Annotated in this window: 14 protein-coding genes; 3 read left to right on the forward strand and 11 right to left on the reverse strand. The window is 69.2% G+C overall.

All coding sequences use genetic code 11. From position 1 onward, the window contains the following. Nucleotides 1-255: 255 nt before the first annotated feature. From DL991_RS30970 to DL991_RS30985, 4 genes are all read right to left on the reverse strand, one after another. Nucleotides 256-2,514 (reverse strand): bifunctional SulP family inorganic anion transporter/carbonic anhydrase, encoded by a 2,259-nt coding sequence (locus tag DL991_RS30970; RefSeq protein ID WP_125787902.1) that lies wholly within the window; start codon nucleotides 2,512-2,514, stop codon nucleotides 256-258. A gap of 239 nt (nucleotides 2,515-2,753) precedes the next feature. After that, on the reverse strand, nucleotides 2,754-4,034 hold the full coding sequence (locus DL991_RS30975; protein WP_125787903.1) for an adenosylmethionine--8-amino-7-oxononanoate transaminase: 1,281 nt from the start codon (nucleotides 4,032-4,034) through the stop codon (nucleotides 2,754-2,756). A 25-nt stretch (nucleotides 4,035-4,059) separates the two neighbouring features. Continuing rightward, a complete protein-coding gene (locus DL991_RS30980) occupies nucleotides 4,060-5,265 on the reverse strand; it encodes a cytochrome P450 (protein WP_125787904.1) in 1,206 nt (401 codons plus the stop codon). Nucleotides 5,266-5,290: 25 nt separating this feature from the next. Beyond that, nucleotides 5,291-5,644, reverse strand: coding sequence for an SRPBCC domain-containing protein (locus DL991_RS30985; RefSeq protein ID WP_125787961.1), 354 nt, complete (start codon nucleotides 5,642-5,644; stop codon nucleotides 5,291-5,293). 124 nt (nucleotides 5,645-5,768) lie between these two features. Here DL991_RS30985 and DL991_RS30990 point away from each other — a divergent pair, with 124 nt between their 5' ends. Beyond that, nucleotides 5,769-6,392 (forward strand): uridine kinase, encoded by a 624-nt coding sequence (locus DL991_RS30990; RefSeq protein ID WP_125787905.1) that lies wholly within the window; start codon nucleotides 5,769-5,771, stop codon nucleotides 6,390-6,392. Between the two features lie 4 nt (nucleotides 6,393-6,396). Here the strand turns inward: DL991_RS30990 and DL991_RS30995 are convergent, their stop codons facing one another. The 4 genes from DL991_RS30995 to DL991_RS31010 all read right to left on the reverse strand — a co-directional run bounded on the left by DL991_RS30995 (nucleotide 6,397) and on the right by DL991_RS31010 (nucleotide 11,067). Continuing rightward, on the reverse strand, nucleotides 6,397-7,554 hold the full coding sequence (locus DL991_RS30995) for a glycosyltransferase family 4 protein (RefSeq protein ID WP_199746802.1): 1,158 nt from the start codon (nucleotides 7,552-7,554) through the stop codon (nucleotides 6,397-6,399). Between the two features lie 77 nt (nucleotides 7,555-7,631). Next, nucleotides 7,632-8,684 carry an NlpC/P60 family protein gene (locus tag DL991_RS31000; protein ID WP_199746801.1) on the reverse strand — a complete coding sequence of 351 codons (1,053 nt, stop codon included), beginning with the start codon at nucleotides 8,682-8,684 and terminating at the stop codon, nucleotides 7,632-7,634. Between the two features lie 446 nt (nucleotides 8,685-9,130). Beyond that, nucleotides 9,131-9,373 (reverse strand): hypothetical protein, encoded by a 243-nt coding sequence (locus DL991_RS31005; RefSeq protein ID WP_125787906.1) that lies wholly within the window; start codon nucleotides 9,371-9,373, stop codon nucleotides 9,131-9,133. 305 nt (nucleotides 9,374-9,678) lie between these two features. Then, nucleotides 9,679-11,067, reverse strand: a complete 1,389-nt coding sequence (locus DL991_RS31010; protein WP_125787907.1) for an NYN domain-containing protein — start codon at nucleotides 11,065-11,067, stop codon at nucleotides 9,679-9,681. A gap of 96 nt (nucleotides 11,068-11,163) precedes the next feature. Between DL991_RS31010 and DL991_RS31015 the strand changes: the two genes are divergently transcribed. Both DL991_RS31015 and DL991_RS31020 read left to right on the forward strand, forming a co-directional pair. Further along, nucleotides 11,164-12,885 (forward strand): DEDD exonuclease domain-containing protein, encoded by a 1,722-nt coding sequence (locus DL991_RS31015; RefSeq protein WP_125787908.1) that lies wholly within the window; start codon nucleotides 11,164-11,166, stop codon nucleotides 12,883-12,885. A gap of 39 nt (nucleotides 12,886-12,924) precedes the next feature. Next, nucleotides 12,925-13,209 carry an Lrp/AsnC family transcriptional regulator gene (locus DL991_RS31020; protein ID WP_005154220.1) on the forward strand — a complete coding sequence of 95 codons (285 nt, stop codon included), beginning with the start codon at nucleotides 12,925-12,927 and terminating at the stop codon, nucleotides 13,207-13,209. A gap of 95 nt (nucleotides 13,210-13,304) precedes the next feature. Here the strand turns inward: DL991_RS31020 and DL991_RS31025 are convergent, their stop codons facing one another. The 3 genes from DL991_RS31025 to DL991_RS31035 are packed head-to-tail and all read right to left on the reverse strand — an operon-like array spanning nucleotide 13,305 to nucleotide 16,917. Then, on the reverse strand, nucleotides 13,305-14,972 hold the full coding sequence (locus tag DL991_RS31025; protein WP_125787909.1) for a cytochrome bc complex cytochrome b subunit: 1,668 nt from the start codon (nucleotides 14,970-14,972) through the stop codon (nucleotides 13,305-13,307). After that, the gene (locus tag DL991_RS31030; protein WP_125787910.1) at nucleotides 14,969-16,102 is read right to left on the reverse strand and encodes a ubiquinol-cytochrome c reductase iron-sulfur subunit; all 1,134 of its coding nucleotides are present in this window, start codon (nucleotides 16,100-16,102) and stop codon (nucleotides 14,969-14,971) included. The genes DL991_RS31025 and DL991_RS31030 overlap by 4 nt, the downstream gene beginning before the upstream one ends. Further along, on the reverse strand, nucleotides 16,099-16,917 hold the full coding sequence (locus DL991_RS31035; protein WP_125787911.1) for a c-type cytochrome: 819 nt from the start codon (nucleotides 16,915-16,917) through the stop codon (nucleotides 16,099-16,101). Before DL991_RS31035 ends, DL991_RS31030 begins: the two co-directional genes overlap by 4 nt. Nucleotides 16,918-16,971: the final 54 nt, after the last annotated feature.

Here is a 16,971-nt window from a genome sequence, read left to right on the forward strand (position 1 = left end):
ATGATCACCAGGTAACTGGTGAATTGTCCGATATGCACCACCTGATCGAGTGAATATCACCCTACCGTCGGGTGGCGTGGCCCACTTTCGGTCCGGCTTGTTGCCCGGAGATGTCCTCCGCGTTGCGAAAAGCCTTACGTACTCCCGAATCCTGGGATGTATCGGTCGGCCGCCCGGCCAACTCGACCGATGTCCGTGAAGGCCTCCTTGAGGGACCCTGGGTCCCTCAAGGAGGCCTTCACGGACTTCCGGAGGCTAAGAGCCGACCGGGGTCGTGGCCGAGGTGAACGACCGCGGCACCTCGTCGAGCAGGGACACGTTCGCCTCGCCGACGTCGAAGTACATACCCGTGAGCCGGAGTTCGCCACGCGCCAGCGCCGCGTCGACGACCGGATACGAGCGCAGGTTTTCCAGTTGCTGCACCACGTTGTGCAGGGCGAGCTGATCACTTTCGTGCGCGGGACGGGCACCGTCGAGCAGCACCGGTCCCTCCCTTTCCCTGCGCCGCAAGGTTTCCTCGCCGTGGCGTAGCCAGCCGGCGAGCTGCGTGAGCCCGTCGGGCGCGTCCCCGAGCAGCGCCTTCATCGCGCCGCAGCCGGAATGCCCGCACACCACCACTTCCCGCACCCGCAGCAGCCCGACGGCGTACTCGATCGCCGCCCCCACGGAGAAATCCGCGTCGGCACCGGCGTGCGGGACGAGGTTTCCGATGTTCCGCACGGTGAACAGGTCTCCCGGGCCACTGGTGGTGATGAGGTTCGGCACGATCCGCGCGTCGCCGCAGGTGATGAACAAGGTATGCGGCCGCTGCCCGCTCGCCAGCCCGTCCCAGGTGCTCCGCAGCAGCGGCGCCGTCCGCCGCTGGAATTCCGAAGCACCACGGCACAACGGGACGCTGCCGCCGCGCTGGCTCGGCAGTTCGAGGTGTTCGGCCTGCCATTGCGACCATGGCGCGAGCCAGCGCGGCACCACCCGTGACGCGACGCCGCGGCGCACGGTCGGCACGCCCGCCTTGCCGCGGCCGAACCACGGATGCCCGATCTCGTCGACGACCACGGTGCCCCCGGCGCGTTCGTATGCGCGCTGCCAGCCGCGCAGGCAGTCGAAAGCGGCGTGGTCGAGGTAGTCGACGAACAGTTCCAGCGTCACCTCGGAACGCCCGGGGACTGCGGCCAGCACGCTCGTGAGCCTTGGCACGGAAAGGAAAGTGAGCGCGCCTTCGATGACGACGCGGGTCCGCGGACCGTCCGGTTCGACGTGGATCCCGGAGAACAGCGTCCGGCGCAGCATCAGCGCGAGCGCCACCACGATCCCCGCGGCGACACCGGTGAGCAGGTTGACGGCGACCGCGCCGAGCAGGGTCGCGAGGTAGACCGGCAGGTCGCCGTGGCGGCGAACCTCACGAAGATTGGTGAGGTTGACCAGTTTGGCGCCGACGTAGACGAGGAGACCGGCGAGCGCGGCGAGCGGGATCAGCCGCAGCGCGCCCGCCAGGAACAGGCAGCAGCCGAGGATCCAGGCGCTGTGCAGGATCGCCGACATCCTGGTCCGGGCGCCCGCTTCGAAGTTGGTCATGGTGCGCACGACGACGCCGGTGACCGGGAATCCGCCGAGCGAACCGGCCGCGGCGTTCGCCAGGCCCTGTCCGATCAGTTCGCGGTTGAGGTCGGTGCGCGGCCCTTCTCGCAGTTTGTCGATGGCGACGGCGGAAAGCAGGCTCTCCAAGCTGGCGATGAGCGCGATGGAGAGGACGGCGGCGATGATCGCCGCCAAGGATCCGGACGGCACCTCGGGGACGAAACCCAGCCCCGGCAAGCCGTTCGGGAGGTCGACGCGCGGCAGGTCCATCCCGGCCGCGACGGAAAGGCCGGTCGCGAGCGCGACGGCGGCGAGCGGACCGGGGACGCGGCGCACCGAAGCCGGCATCCTGGTCCACGCCAGCAGGACGCCGACGGTGACGACACCGATCAGCGCGGCCTGGTCGTGGTGCCCGACGATCCGGCCCGGCAGCGCGAGGACGTTCTCGATCGCGGAACTCCGAGGCGTGCCACCGAGCACGACGTGCAACTGGCCGAGGACGAGGATCAACCCGATCCCGGCGAGCAGGCCGTGCACGATGGCAGGCGAGATCACCAGCGTGGCGCGTGCGACGCGGCAGACGCCGAACACGATCTGGACCACACCCGCCGCGGCGGTCATCGCGCAGGTGGCCGCCCAGCCGAAGGTCGAGATGGTCTCCGCGATGACGATGGTCAGCGCGGCGGAAGGACCGCTGACTTGCAGGGCGGAGGCGCCGAAGAGGCTCGCGACGACTCCGCCGACGACGGCGGAGATGAGTCCGGCGAGCAAGGGGGCTCCGGCGGCGTGTGCGACGCCGAGCGAGAGCGGGACCGCCACGAGGAAGACGACGACCGAAGCCGGGAGGTCGTGGCGAAGGTTCTTCAGGAGGGTCGATGCGGGATTGCGGCGGCCCGGGGGCCCGGTGTCGTGCTCGTCACCAACGAAGTCGATCATGGGGGCAGGAAACCCGATCGTCGCGCAAAAGTCCGCTACGCAAAGGTTTCTCAGGTTTGCTTGTGCACCAGGGAACTAGGACGTAACACCTTTTTGCGACAAAGCACCCGAGACGGGTCTCGATCGGACTCGCCCGTTCGCCTTACCAAGATCAACTCATGACCACGCTCTGTACCGAGCGTGGCCTTCCCGGTTTCCTGTGGCCACGGTCACACTCTTTGGGTTGAATTTCGCCGTTTTTACGCTTTTCGTGCGGCCGAGACCATTGCGGAAGTGATCGCGGCGAGGTCGTCCGCCTCGGAGATGTAGGGCGGCATCGTGTAGATCAGGTTCCGGAACGGACGCAGCCAGACCCCGTTCTCCGTGAGGACCTCGGTCGCCACCGCCATGTCCACGGGATGGTCCAGTTCCACCACGCCGATGGCGCCGAGCACCCGCACGTCGGCGACCGAGGACAGTTCACGAGCCGGTTCGAGCCCGGCCTTCAGCGCGGCCTCGATCCGAGGAACGTCGGACTTCCAGCCGCCTTCGGCCAGGATCCCCAGCGACGCGTTGGCGACGGCCGAGGAAAGCGGATTCGCCATGAACGTCGGGCCGTGCGCCAGCACCGGCAGCTCACCGCGCGAGATCCCGTCGGCGATCTCCGGCGTGCACAGCGCCGCCGCCATCGTGAGGTAACCACCGGTCAGCGCCTTGCCGAGGCATAGGACGTCCGGCGTGACACCGGCGTGTTCGGCGGCGAACATCGTGCCGGTGCGGCCGAAACCGGTGGCGATCTCGTCGAAGATGAGCAGGACGTCGTTGGCCTCGGTGAGCTCGCGCAGCGCGCGCAGATACGCGGGCGGGTGGAACCGCATGCCGCCGGCGCCCTGTACGACCGGCTCGACGATGATCGCGGCCAGTTCGCCCGCGTGCCGTTCGATCTCGGTCGCGAGCAGGTCGAGGTACGCCGGATCCGGTTCGTCGGCGAAACCACCCGGCGGCTTGGGCAGGAACAGCTGGTCCGGCAGGATCCCGCGCCACAGGGCGTGCATCCCGCCCTCGGGGTCGCAGACGCTCATCGGCGTGAACGTGTCGCCGTGATAGCCGCCGCGCCAGGTCATCAGGCGCCGCTTTTCCTTGCGCCCCACCGACTGCCAGTACTGCAGGCACATCTTGACGGCGACCTCGACCGACACCGACCCCGAATCGCACAGGAAGACGTGCCGCAACCCGTCCGGGGCGAGGTCGACCAGGGTCTTCGCCAGCCTGATGGCCGGTTCGTGGGTGAGCCCGCCGAACATCACGTGACTCATCCGGCCCGCCTGCTCGGCCAGCGCCGCGTCCAGCACCGGGTTCCGGTAGCCGTGGATCGCCGCCCACCAGGACGACATGCCGTCGATCAGTTCGCGGCCGTCGTCGAGGGTGAGGCGGACCCCGCTCGCCTCGCGTACGAGCAGGGAATCGATCGTGCTCGGCATCGGCCCGTACGGGTGCCAGACGTGTTCCGCGTCGAGCGCGAGGAGTTCGGCGGCGTCCATCCGGCGACCCTACGACACACCCCGCTCAGCACAGGCGGACAGGGAGGGTTTCCAGGCCGTGGACCAGGGTGCTTTCCCGCCACCGCAAGGCTTCCGGAGCGGCGTCCAGGCTCAGGGCCGGGAACCGCTCCAGCAGTCCTCGCAGGGCGATCTCGGCCTCCAGGCGGGCCAGCGGGGCGCCGACGCAGTAGTGGATCCCGTGCCCGAACGCGAGATGCCCCGACGCCGGCCGCGTGACGTCCAGCCGGTGCGGGTCCTCGAACTTCGCGGCGTCCCGGTTCGCACCGAGCAGGGAGACGAGCACGAATTCGCCCGCCGGGATCTCGACGTCGCCGACCTGGACGGGCTCGCGGGTGAACCGGATGGTCGCCAGGTGGATCGCGCCGTCGTAGCGCAGGAACTCCTCGACCGCCCCGGGCAGCAGGGCGGGATCGGCCTGGAGCGCGGCCAGCTGTCCCGGTTCACGAAGCAGCGCGAAAACGCTGTTCGCGATCAGGTTGACCGTCGTCTCGAACCCCGCCACCAGCAGCAGGAAGGCCATGGCCAGCAATTCGTCCGCGGACAGCGAATCGCCTTCGTCGCTGGCGTGGATCAGACCCGAAAGCAGGTCGTCGGCGGGTTCGGCGCGCTTCTCCTCGATGAGTTCGACGAGATACGCGTGCATCTTCGCCGCCGCGGCCTGGAGTTCCTCCGGCGTCGACCAGGCGACCATCGTGTTCGACCACTTCGCGAACGCCGGCCGGTCACCCGCGTGCACGCCGAGCAGTTCACAGATCACCCGGATCGGCAACGGAACGGCGAAGGCGGGCAGGAGGTCGACGCGTTCGGCGTCGCCGATGCCGTCCAGCAGTTCCGCGGTGATCTGCTCGATCCTCGGCCGCAGCCGGGAAACGGTGCGTGCGGTGAAGGCCTGGTTGACCAGTTTGCGCAGCCGCGTGTGGTCCGGCGGATCCGTGTTGAGCATATGCCCGCCGAGCGCGCGGACCGCGCTGTCGGCCGCGGATTCGAAGCCGTCGCGTTCGAAAAGCCGCCGGATGGCCGCCGGATCCTTGCCGACGCGGGAATCCGAGAGGATCGCGCGGGCCTCGGCGTATCCGGTGACGATCCAGACGTCCAGGCCACGCGGCATCCGGACCTTGCGGGCCGGGCCTTCCGCACGCAACAGCGCGGAGATCCGGTGTGGTTCCTGGACGAGATCCCCGGCCAGGTCGTGCACGTCGGTCGACTGCATCGGTACGCCTCCCCCGGCGCGCCGGTCAGCGTTCGGCCAGCGCGGCCACCACTCGCTCGGTCACTTCGGTCCAGTATGCCCGCTGTTCTTCGCGCTCGTCGGCGCCCGCGAGCCATTCCTGGTGGAAACGGAGCGTGGTCTTCTGTTCGGTGCCGCTCACCGTGATCTGCAGGGTCGAGTCGTGGTCCCAGTCCTTCGGCCGCCAGGTCAGGCGGAGTTTGTCGCCTTCGGAACGGCCGCGGATCTCGCCGGTGGTCCCGTTGGCCGTCTCGTACGCCGCACCCAGCTCACGGCCGAGTTCGGCACCCGGGCCGAGCCAGATCCCCACACCCTCACGTCCGACCAGGAAGTCCCACACCTGCGTGCTGTTGTACGGCACGGTCTGGGAAACGCCTACCTGCCAACCACTTCCGGCTGTTTTGGCCGTTGCTTTCGCCACCGGGCCATCATCCCATCGGGTGTACCGTGCGACAGTCACCGGTCCGGGTGGAGGATCTCTTTCCGTGCGCTACCGTCCGATTTCTCCCGCTCTGCTCGTCTCGGAACTGACCGAACGCATCACGGCGATCACAGGCCGCCGCCGGATCGCGGTCGCCGTCGACGGCGCGGCCGGTGCGACCAACACCACAGAACTCGCCGACGCCCTGGTCGATCCCCTGCGGATCGCCGGTCACGCGGCGTTGCGGATCTCGGCGAAAGACTTCCTCCGCCCCGCCTCGCTGCGTTTCGAACGCGGCAAACAGGATCCGGACTCGCGCTACAGCGACTGGCTCGACCTCGGCGCCCTGCGCCGCGAGGTGCTCGACCCGCTCGCCGAGGACGGCAGCGGACTGGTCCTCCCGTCGCTGTGGGATCCGGTCCGCGATCGCGCCACCCGCGCCGAACGTGTCGAGCTGCCCGAAGGCGGTGTCGTCCTGCTGGACGGTGAGTTCCTCTTCGGCGCGGGGCTCGCTTTCGACCTGAGCGTGCACCTGTGGCTCTCGCCCGCCGCGCTCAAGCGGCGGGTGCCGGACGCATGGGCGCTCCCCGCCTACGAGCGCTACGAACGGGAAGTCGACCCGGCGGCGCTGTCCGACGTGGTGGTCCGCGTCGACGATCCGAAGCACCCGGCGCGCTACGAACCCTGACTCCTCAGCGCACGGCCGCGACGGGATCGCCGTCGAGCAGCCCGGAAAGCCTGCCCGCCATGGTGTCCCATCGCCAGTTCTCGCCGACCCATTCACGACCGGCGGCCCCCATGCGCCGCGCCCGCACCGGATCCGCCAGCAACGCGGCCAGCGTCTCTCGCAGCTGCTGCTCGTCGCGGCCGTCGACGACGTGCCCGGTGACCTCGTCCAGCACCGTTTCCGGCGCGCCCCCGGAATTCCCGGCGACGACCGGCAGCCCGGACGCCGAAGCCTCCAGGTACACGATGCCCAGGCCCTCGACGTCGAGTCCCTTCCCGCGCGTCCGCGCCGGCATCGCGAAGACGTCACCCGCGTTGTAGTGCGCGGGCAACTCCTTCCACGGCACCGATCCGGTGATGACGACGCTGTCCTCGACCCCCATCGCCTCGACGAGCCCGGTGAGCGTCTTGCGGTACGGGCCGCCGCCGACGAGCAGCAGCGCCACGTCCGGGATCCGCTTGCGGAGTTCGGGCAGGATCTTGATCAGCATGTCCTGGCCCTTGCGCGGCACCAGCCGCGAAACGCAGACGATCGTCGGACGGTCGCCGAGGCCGTGCCGCTCGCGGATTTCCTTGCCCGCGGCCGGGTCCGGCCGGTAGAGCGCGGTGTCGACACCGCACGGGAGCATCTCCAGCCCCGCCATCGGGCCGAAGGCGGCCGAAAACCGGGAGCGTGTGTACTTGCTGACGTAGGTGATCACGTCGACGGTGTCGCCGATCCGGCGCAACGCCTGCCGCGAACCCGGAAGCATCGACCAGCCGACCTCGTGGCCGTGTGTCGACGCCAGCACCCGGCGGGCGCCCGCGGCCCGCAGCGGCTGTCCGAGCAACGCCAGCGGCGCGGCCGCGCCGAACCAGACGGCCTCGCAGTCGCGGGCCCGCATGATCTCCTTCGCCCGCTTGAGCACGTCCGGTGTCGGCAGCATCAGGGACGTCGGATGGCGCACCACCTCGAACGGGGCGGCGGCGTCGAACTCGCCGTGCGAACCGGTGCTCGATTCCCAGGACGGGGCGTAGACGACGAGGTCGTCCGCGGGCAAGCGGGTGGCCAGCGAGTTCAGGTAGTTCTGGATGCCGCCGGGCCGGGGCGGGAAGTCGTTGGTCACCAGCAGGGTCCTCAGCACCTCTGCAGGCTACTTGGCCCTCCGCATGCGAAAGGGGCGGCACCGCTCGCGCGGTACCGCCCCATCCGGGTGTTCGATCAAGCGGTCGGGCGACGAGCCCCGACGTAGTTGTTCTGCAGCGGCGACACCTTGACGACGTCACCGGTGGTCGGCGCGTGCACCATCATGCCGTTGCCGACGTACATGCCGACGTGCGAGACCGGCGAGTTGTAGAACACCAGGTCGCCCGGCTGGAGCTGCGCCCTCTGCACCGGAGCGCCGAAGGTGGACTGCTGACGGCTCGACCGCGGCAGGGTGAGCCCGGCCTGCTTGTACGCCCACAGCATCAGACCCGAGCAGTCGAACGACGAGGGGCCGACGTCGCCCCAGCCGTACGGGCTGCCGAGCTTGCTCTTCGCCGCCGAGAGGGCCGCCGCCGCGGCGGGACCCGGAGCGGGCAGGTTCGGGAACGCGCCGCCCTTGTCCTTCTGGGCGTTGCGGTCCGAGGTGCTCAGGTTGCCGCTGGCCCGCTGAATCTCCTTGAGCTGGTCGTTCAGCGTCTTCTGGCGCGCCTCGATGTCCGTGGTCAGCTTGGCGGCCGTGTCACGAGCGGCGGTCGCCGTGTTCTGGGCGTCAGCCGCTTGCTTCGCCGCGGCCGCGGCCTGGGCGACGGCACCGCTCAGGTTGGTCAGGGCGGTGTTCTTGTTCGCGGCGAGGACCTCGAGCGCCGAGGAGCGCTCCAGGAAGTCCTGGGTCGACGCGCCCGACAGCAGCGACGACAGCTTGTTCAGCTGCACACCGCTGGTGAAGGAGGCACCGGCGAACTTGTTCACCTCGGCCTGGAACGTCTTCTCGTCACCGGCCGCCTTGACACCGAGGTCCTTGGCGGCGGCGGCGTCTGCCGTGGCCTTGTCGAGTTCTGCCTGCTTCGCGGCGAGATCGTCCTTCGCCTTGAGGAGGTCTTCGTTTGCCTTCTCCGCCTGTGCCGCGAGGTCGCGGTACTTGGCGAGAGCGTCCGAACCGGACGGGGGCTGTTGGAGGGCGGGGGCTGGGGCAGCAGTGGCAGCAGGCTGGGCGACCGTTACGGCGGTGATCACCGCGGCCGCGGCCAAAGCTCCTGACACCACGCGCTTGACTGGATGCGACTGCACGGTCGCGCGTGTCTCCTTTGCTGTCGGCCACCGACTCAGAACCCGGGACGAAGAGGTCGGGGGGCCCTCTTCCGCGAAGCCGCGACGCCGACCGTGAGGCCCGCGCGGTTCCCCGCGTTCCCGCCGTCCGCCTGGCCGAGTGCTATCGCAACAGGTTTGGCGTACGGCTGGTTCTGGCGCAACTCCCCGACAAAGCTGCTTCAGTGGCGATCCCGTGTCGCCGTCTGGCGACGACTTCCGGCCACGAGATCTCGGACAGGTTACGAAACCACAGGCACCACGTCCACCATGGCAGGCGCAAAAACTCTCCGTGATGCGCCGAAACACCTTCGGACCAGCATGAGCGGAAAGGTGTGACAGGCGTTACATCCTGGGGCTGGTCACGACTACCTACCGTTCACCCGATCGGATCGACCACTCGTCGAATGCCCCGGTCGTGGCGTGTCTCAGGCGGATTTCCGGCGCTCCTGCCCCACGATTTCGACCATCCGGAGACGCGGGACCATCCCGGCTTCCGCGAGCGCGTCCACCGCCCTCCGCTCGTCGGCGTCCCATTCGAGCGCGGGCGGCGCGCCGAGAAGGACGCTGACGACACAGTCATGACATGCGTCACCGCGGACCGCGCACCGGTCGCAATCGATGACGAAGGTCTCTATATCCGCTATATCGGCGATGGCCTTGCCGTCCATCTCGACTCCTCACTTTCAGTGGTGAGGTGCACATTAAGAGCGACCACCGACAGTTTCGGCCTCGTGAGTGGCAAGGACGGTCATTGAGGGGTAAAGCAAGTGTCGTGCCGTCGAGCGACATGATCGCCGGGCGAGGAACGCTCACCGGAGTCAAGGGTGGCTTAGGTACCTACCGCCGGTGCGCGGGTGGCGGTTCCCGTGATTGAACGGACGACACACGTGTCGGGAGGGACGACACCCGTGATTGGACGGACGGTCACGTGACATCGCCGGTCAAGACCCACGAGGCCCCGCCCTACCGCATGTCAGACCCGGCTGAGCCGCGACACCAGTACCGCGGACGGCACCGGATGCGCGCCCTTGCGCCGCACCGAGTCCGCCACCGCGCGGTCCGTGCTCGCGACCACCATCGGCCGTCCCGGCGGCTCGGCCGCGACCAGGGACCGGATGACGTCGTCCGCGAGGACGCCGCGTTCGGAGAACAGCACCCGAACCCCGCGCGGCACGGCCGCGGGCACGGAGAGCACGCCGGCGCCGTCGAACACCACGGTGACCTCGGCCGAAGTCCGCGCGGCGAGCGCGGAAAGCTGGTGGATCAGCCGGTCGCGCTGATCGGAAAGCGCCAGTTCCGGGTAGCCGGTCTTCGTGACGTTGTAGCCGTCGACGATCAGGTGCACGTTGGGCAGCGCGAGATGCCGGTCGAGCGCGGTGACGTCCTGGATCTTGCCGCCCGCCCCGAGGCCCGACGTCGCGCCGCGGACCATGTCCGCCGGGCGCTGGCCCCGCGCGCTCACCGAAAGCTCCCGGCGGAGCCCGCCGACGGCGCCTTCGATGGTGTCCAGAAGCAGCCCGAGCCTGACCTCGTCGGCCTGACGCGCCTCGCGGGCGGACTGACGGGCGATCTCGGCGTCGGTGACGGCCTTCTCCGCGCGCGTCCGCTCGGCCGCGACCCGCTGCTTCTCGCGGTCCAGCTGGGCCTTCAGTGCCTTGATCTCCACGGCGCTCTCGGCGCCGCCGCTCTCCAGTTCGGCGCGAGCCTCGGCGACCGCGTCCTTGGCCTGACGCAGCTGGACACCTTGCTCTCGCAAGCGCTTCAACAGTTTTTCGACCTCGGCCTCGCGTTCGCCCCGCGCGCCGCCGGCGATCTCCTTGGCCTCGCGCAACTCTTCGCGCAGCTGCGCCAGTTCGGCCTCGAGCCGCTGGTTGCGGGCCAGCGCGGCATCGCGTTCGGCGCGCAACGCCGTCTCCTCGGCGTTCTTCGCCACCAGCCGGACCCGTCCGGCCGCACCGGCCTCGCCAAGGAGCACGGCGGCGGCCGCGGCGGCGACGGAATCGGGGGCGTTCGGGTCGAGAGCGTCCTTGCGGTGGTCGCGCAGCCATTCGGTGACCGCGACCCGGAACTGCGAAGACTCCCCCAGCGCGGCGAGCAACGCCGCCCCGCCGAGTTTCGCGCGTTTCGCCGGGGCGAACTTCGCGACCGGGCGCAGCTGCCTCGGCACGTCGGCGACCGGCAGTTTGCCGACGGCGGCGGCCGCCAGCTCGGCGATCCGCTCCCGCACGGTCTCCGGCAAGGACGTCCAGCCTTCGGCCGGTACCTCTTCGGATGGCTCCTCCGCGCCCGCCGACGCCACGACACCCGAAGGACCACCGGTGGCGTCCTCGGGTGATTCGGGCTCTGCGGGCTGCGGTTGCATCGCTCCAGCGTAGGCCCCATGGCCTCGGGGCGCGCTGGATGGGACGGCGTGCGGCGTTCCCGGGATTGTCGGTGCCCACCCCTACTGTGCCCGACCATGGACACCGGACGGCGGCCCGGCGCGGCGCAACTCGCCTTCGACGAGCTCGGAACCCCTTTGCGGGACACCACTTTCGTCGTATTCGATCTGGAGACCACGGGAACGAAACCCGGTCCGGACGGGATCACCGAGATCGGCGCCGTCAAGGTCCGCGCGGGCGAGATCGTCGGCGAGTTCGCCACCTTCGTCAATCCGGGGATGCCGATCCCGCCGCAGATCGTCGAGCTCACCGGCATCACGAGCGCGATGGTCTACGACGCTCCCCGCATCGAGCGTGTGCTGCCCGCGTTCCTCGAGTTCATCTCCGGTGCCGTGCTCGTGGCGCACAACGCCCCCTTCGACACCGGTTTCATGCGTGCGGCCTGCGAGGGCCACGGCTACCGCTGGCCCAAGGCGGCCGTCGTGTGCACGGTCCGGCTCGCCCGCCGGGTCATCTCCCGCGACGAGACCCCCAGCTACCGGCTTTCCGCGCTGGCCGCGCTGTTCGGGGCGCGCACGACACCGAACCACCGTGCGCTCGCGGACGCGCGCGCCACCGTCGACGTCCTGCACGCACTGCTCGAACGCGTGGGCAACCTCGGCGTCCACACCCTCGAGGAGCTGCTGGACTACCTGCCCGAGGTGACGGCGGCCCAGCGCCGCAAACGATCGCTGGCCGAGCACCTGCCGTCGAGGCCCGGCGTCTACCTGTTCCGCGGCCCGAGCGACGAAGTCCTCTACGTCGGGACGTCGTCCGACCTCCGCCGCCGGGTCCGGCAGTACTTCACCGGATCGGAGAGCCGAGGACGGATCCGGGAGATGGTCGCGCTGGCCGAGCGGGTCGACGCGGTCGAATGCGCGCACGCGCTGGAGGCCGCTGTCCGGGAGCTCCGGCTGATCGCCGCCCACCGGCCCATGTACAACCGCCGTTCCAAGAACCCACGGCACGCCTGGTGGGTCGCGCTGACCGAGGAGGCGTTCCCCCGCCTTTCGGTGGTCCGCATGCCGCGAGACGGGATGCTGGGGCCCTTTCGCACCCAGACCGACGCCCGCTCGGCCGCGGACACCCTCGCCGGCGCCTCGGGGCTGCGGACGTGCACCCAGCGGATCTCGGCCACCGCGCCGACCGGAACGCCCTGTGTCCTCGCCGAACTCGGACGCTGCGGAGCGCCGTGCGCCGGGCAGCAGACGATCGAGGCGTACCGGCCGAGTGTGCTGGCGGTGTCCGGGCTCATCGCCGGGACGGACGGACGTCCGCTGCGAGCCGCCGCCGAGCAACTCGCCCGGCTTTCCGCGGCGGAGCACTACGAACAGGCCGCCCAGCATCGCGATCAGCTGGCCGGGCTGATCCGCGCGGTCGGCCGGGCGCACCGGCAGGCGGCTCTCGCGGGCATCCCGGAATTGATCGCCGCCGGGCCGGACGGGAAAGGCGGCTGGGAACTGGCCGTGATCCGGTACGGCAGGCTCGCGTCGGCGGGTGTCGCACGACGCGGGGTACCGCCGATGCCGGTGGTCGAGATGCTCGTGGCCTCGGCGGAGACGGTCATCCCCGGCCCCGGCCCGCTCTTCGGCGCGATCCCGGAGGAGATCCAGATCCTCCTGCGCTGGCTGACCCGACCGGGTGTCCGGCTCGTGCGCACGACGCAGCCCTGGGCGGAGCCCGCCGCCGTGGCGGGCGGCTGGCAGGAGTGGCTCGACCTGGCGTCGAGCGCGACGGCACTCGAACGCGTGGCGGGCTAGGATTCCGGCACCGGATTCATTGACGTAGGAGGCGCTGTAGTGATCACCGCGATCGTGCTGATCCAGGTCGAGGCCGATGCCATCCCCGAGGCGGCACAGGCGATCGCGGACATCGAGGGGGTCCGCGAGGTCTACTCCTGCGCGGGCGACGTCGATCTGATCGCCTCGGTCCGCGTCGCGGCCCACGAGGACCTCGCGGATCTGATCCCGGCGAAGATCGGCAAGGTCCCCGGCGTGCTGAGCACGGTCACGCACATCGCGTTCCGCTCGTACTCGAAGGCCGACAGCGAGTCGGCGTTCGACATCGGCGTCGAAGGCGCCTGAGCCTCTTTCCCTGAAGCGCGTGCCCCGAAGTACATGAAGGCCCCCTTCCTTGCGCCTGACGCAAGGAAGGGGGCCTTCATGTACTTCTTCCCGGGCTAGTGCCCGGAGGTGATCTCCTTGCGCTCCTGCGAAGGCTCGCCACCGATGTCGTCGACCTTGCCGTTGCCGTGCCCGTTGGACCGGGCGCGCTCCAGCGCGATCGTCTCCTCGACCGGGTCCGGGGACCAGGTCGAACCGGCGACGGCGTGCCCCGCCGAGCCGAGCTTGTTCATCTTCTTCGGTACCGACGCGCCCTGGTACTCGAGCGGGATCGCGTGGCCGTGGTCGTCCACCGGGCCGAGCGGCTGGTGGATCTCGATGAACTCACCGTGCGGCAGGCGCTTGATGATGCCGGTTTCGACACCGTGTTCGAGCACCTCGCGGTCGGCCCGCTGGAGGCCGAGGCAGATCCGGTAAGTGATGTAGTACGCGATCGGCGGCAGCAGCAGGACACCGATCCGGCCCGCCCACGTCGTCGCGTTCAGCGAGATGTCGAAGGCGAACGCGATGATGTCGTTGAAGCCCGACAGCATGATGACCGCGAAGAACGTCAGGGCCATGATGCCCAGCGAGGTCCGCACCGGGACGTCGCGCGGCCGCTGCAGCAGGTTGTGGTGCGCGGTGTCCTTGGACAGCTTTCGCTCGATCCACGGATACATCACCAGCAGGCCGATCAGCAGCGGCATCCCGACCGCGCCGGGGAAGAACACCGCCGGGACCGTGTAGTTCCCGAGGTAGAGCTCCCACGCGGGCCAGATCCGCAGCATGCCGTCGGCCCAGGCCATGTACCAGTCCGGCTGCGAACCCGCCGAGACCTGCGCCGCGTTGTACGGGCCGATGTTCCAGATCGGGTTGATCTGGAAGAGGCCCGACATCAGCGCGATGACGCCGGTGACCAGCGCGAAGAACGCACCGCCCTTGAGCGCGAAGACCGGCATGATGCGGACGCCGACGACGTTGGTCTCCTTGCGGCGCACGCCGGGGAACTGCGTGTGCTTCTGGTACCAGACCAGCGCGAGGTGCGCGGCCACCAGACCGAGCATGATGCCCGGCAGCAGCAGGATGTGGATCGTGTACAGGCGCGGGATGATCTCGTTGCCGGGGAACTCCCCGCCGAACAGCGCCCAGTGGATCCAGGTGCCCATGACCGGCACCGAGAGCACGATGCCCGACAGGGTCGCGCGGATACCGGTACCGGAGAGCAGGTCGTCCGGGAGCGAGTAGCCGAAGAAGCCTTCGAACATGCCCAGGACCAGCAGCAGCGCACCGATGACCCAGTTCGCCTCACGCGGGCGGCGGAACGCGCCGGTGAAGAAGATCCGGAACATGTGCACCATCATCGAAGCCACGAAGATCAGCGCGGCCCAGTGGTGCAGCTGGCGGACGAACAGACCACCGCGGACGTCGAACGAGATGTCCAGCGTGGTCGCGAAGGCCCGCGACATCTCGACGCCCTGCAGGCCGGTGTAGCTGCCGTTGTAGACGACCTCCTCCATGGAAGGGTCGAAGAACAGCGTGAGATAGACACCCGAGAGCAACAGGATGATGAAGCTGTAGAGCGCGATCTCGCCGAGCAGGAACGACCAGTGCGTCGGGAACACCTTGTTGAGCTGGTGCCGCATGCCCTTGGCCAGGTGATACCGGTCGTCGGCCCACTTCGCACCAGCGCCCGCGGCCTTCTCGACCGGGTTCGTCCCCTTCGTCGGGGTGGTGAGTGAACTCATGACTTACGCTCCCAAAAGGCCGGTCCGACGGCCTCGTTGAAGTCTCCGCGCGCGATCAGGTAGCCCTCAGAGTCCACTGTAATCGGAAGCTGGGCCAAAGGCCGGGTCGCCGGCCCGAAAATCGGCTTGGCGTAGTGGAGCGCGTCGAACTGGGACTGGTGGCAGGGGCAGAGGATGCGGTTGGTCCGCTGCTCGTACAGGGAGGTCGGGCAGCCGACGTGGCTGCAGATCTTCGTGTACGCGTAGTAGTCGCCGAAGTTGTAGTCCTCCTGGTTCGCCCGCTTGACGACCTTGGCGGCGTCGGTCGGGCGGAGGCGGATCAGCATGACCGGGTTGTCGACGCGTTTGAAGGCGGCCGACAGCGCGTGCTCGTCGTGCTCTTCGGACTTGCGGTACGGGAACACCGTCTCCATCGCGCCCGCGTCGAGGTCCTCGGCCTTGACCAGGGAGATCTCGTGCGGACGGCCGGTGTTGCGGCGCAGGTAGACGACCTCGTCCGGGAAGTTCTTCTTCCAGCCCGAGTGCCACAGGGAGTCGCGGTTCTCGGTGTCCTTCCACGGGTCCTTGATGAAGGACGCGACCGGCAGCGCCGCGACGGCGAGGCCGAGCACACCGGCACCGGCACCCGCGGACCGCTTGATCATCGAACGGCGCGCGATGGTGCTGCGGCTGCCCGAGTCGGCCAGCTGGGCGAGGATGGTGGCCTTGTCGACCTCTTTCGACCCGCCGTCCCCGCGCTCCTGGATCGAGACCTCGGCCGGGATGAACTTCTTGGTGTAGAGGACGGCGCCGACGCCGATGGCGAGCACGGCGACGCCGAGCGTGACACCGAGCAGCGGCGTGTACAGCGTGTACATGGTGTAGCCGGTCTTGCCCGGCTCCTTGTACTCGAACCAGTGCGGCCACGCGAGGAGGACCACGAACGCGAGGCCGGACAGCGCGGCCAGCACGAACCAGAGGGCGACAGCGCGCTCGGCGCGCTTCTCCGCCTTCGTCCCCTCGACCGGCCAGGGCGTCGGGTATTCGACGATCTCGACCCCGTCGAGCGCGGTACCCAGCTTGACCAGCTGGTCGCGATCCATGTCCGCCAATTCCGCCTCTGTCGGCGGCTTCGGCCCTTCGGCGCTCATGCCTTCGATCCAATCCACAACGTCACGCCGATCAGCGCGGCGATCCCGACGATCCACGCGATCGCGCCCTCCGAGGCCGGGCCAAGACCGCCGAGCGAGCTACCGCCAGGGGAGTTCTTCCCGTCACTAACGGATTTCACGAACGCGATGATGTCCTTCTTCTCCTCCGGCGAGAGCTGCCGGTCGGAGAACTTGGGCATGTTCTGCGGCCCGGTGAGCATCGCGGTGTAGATCTGCTCTTCCGTGGCCGGGTCCAGGTTCGGGGCGAACTTGCCCGAGGAGAGCGCGCCGCCGCGGCCGGTGAAGCCGTGGCAGGAGGCGCAGTTGAGGCGGAAGAGTTCGCTGCCGCGCGCGACGTCCTCGCCGCGCAGCGCGTCACCCTTCTCGGTGGGGCGCTGCGCGCCACCGCCGTTGGCCTGGATGTAGGCGCCCAGGGCGTTGATCTCGGCCTCGGACAGCTTCGGCGGCTTCCGCTGCGCCTGGGCTTCCTGGCGGACCGCCGGCATTCGGCCGGTGGAGGTCTGGAAGTACACGGCCGCGTCGCCGATGCCGATGAGGCTCGGGCCACGGTCGGTGACACCTTCGAGCTTCGGCCCGTGACATTCGATACACGTGTTGTTGTAGAGCTTCTCGCCCTCGCGCAGGAGGGCGGATTCGCCCTGCGCCTGCGCGGTCTGCGGCTCCGGGGCGAAAACGGCGTACAACCCGCCCACGCTCAGCAGCGCGATCCCGAGCGCCAGCGCGCCGGCGAACCGCCTGCGTGCCTTCGACCGCTTGCGAAAGCGGCGCTCCGTGTTGTTCTTGCTGGAGGTCATCTTGCGGCAACCCTTGCTGTCAGTTCAGGCCGATAGGTCGTGGTGGCGGCTTCG

This window comes from Amycolatopsis sp. WAC 01375, assembly GCF_003947325.1.
Taxonomy (GTDB): domain Bacteria; phylum Actinomycetota; class Actinomycetes; order Mycobacteriales; family Pseudonocardiaceae; genus Amycolatopsis.

Bases quoted from the DNA above. Each gene is read 5' to 3' on its own strand.
- DL991_RS30970 (WP_125787902.1), bottom strand. From the start codon at position 2,514: ATGATCGACTTCGTTGGTGACGAGCACGACACCGGGCCCCCGGGCCGC.
- DL991_RS30975 (WP_125787903.1), bottom strand. From the start codon at position 4,034: ATGGACGCCGCCGAACTCCTCGCGCTCGACGCGGAACACGTCTGGCAC.
- DL991_RS30980 (WP_125787904.1), bottom strand. From the start codon at position 5,265: ATGCAGTCGACCGACGTGCACGACCTGGCCGGGGATCTCGTCCAGGAA.
- DL991_RS31005 (WP_125787906.1), bottom strand. From the start codon at position 9,373: ATGGACGGCAAGGCCATCGCCGATATAGCGGATATAGAGACCTTCGTC.
- DL991_RS31010 (WP_125787907.1), bottom strand. From the start codon at position 11,067: ATGCAACCGCAGCCCGCAGAGCCCGAATCACCCGAGGACGCCACCGGT.
- DL991_RS31015 (WP_125787908.1), top strand. From the start codon at position 11,164: ATGGACACCGGACGGCGGCCCGGCGCGGCGCAACTCGCCTTCGACGAG.
- DL991_RS31025 (WP_125787909.1), bottom strand. From the start codon at position 14,972: ATGAGTTCACTCACCACCCCGACGAAGGGGACGAACCCGGTCGAGAAG.
- DL991_RS31030 (WP_125787910.1), bottom strand. From the start codon at position 16,102: ATGAGCGCCGAAGGGCCGAAGCCGCCGACAGAGGCGGAATTGGCGGAC.
- DL991_RS31035 (WP_125787911.1), bottom strand. From the start codon at position 16,917: ATGACCTCCAGCAAGAACAACACGGAGCGCCGCTTTCGCAAGCGGTCG.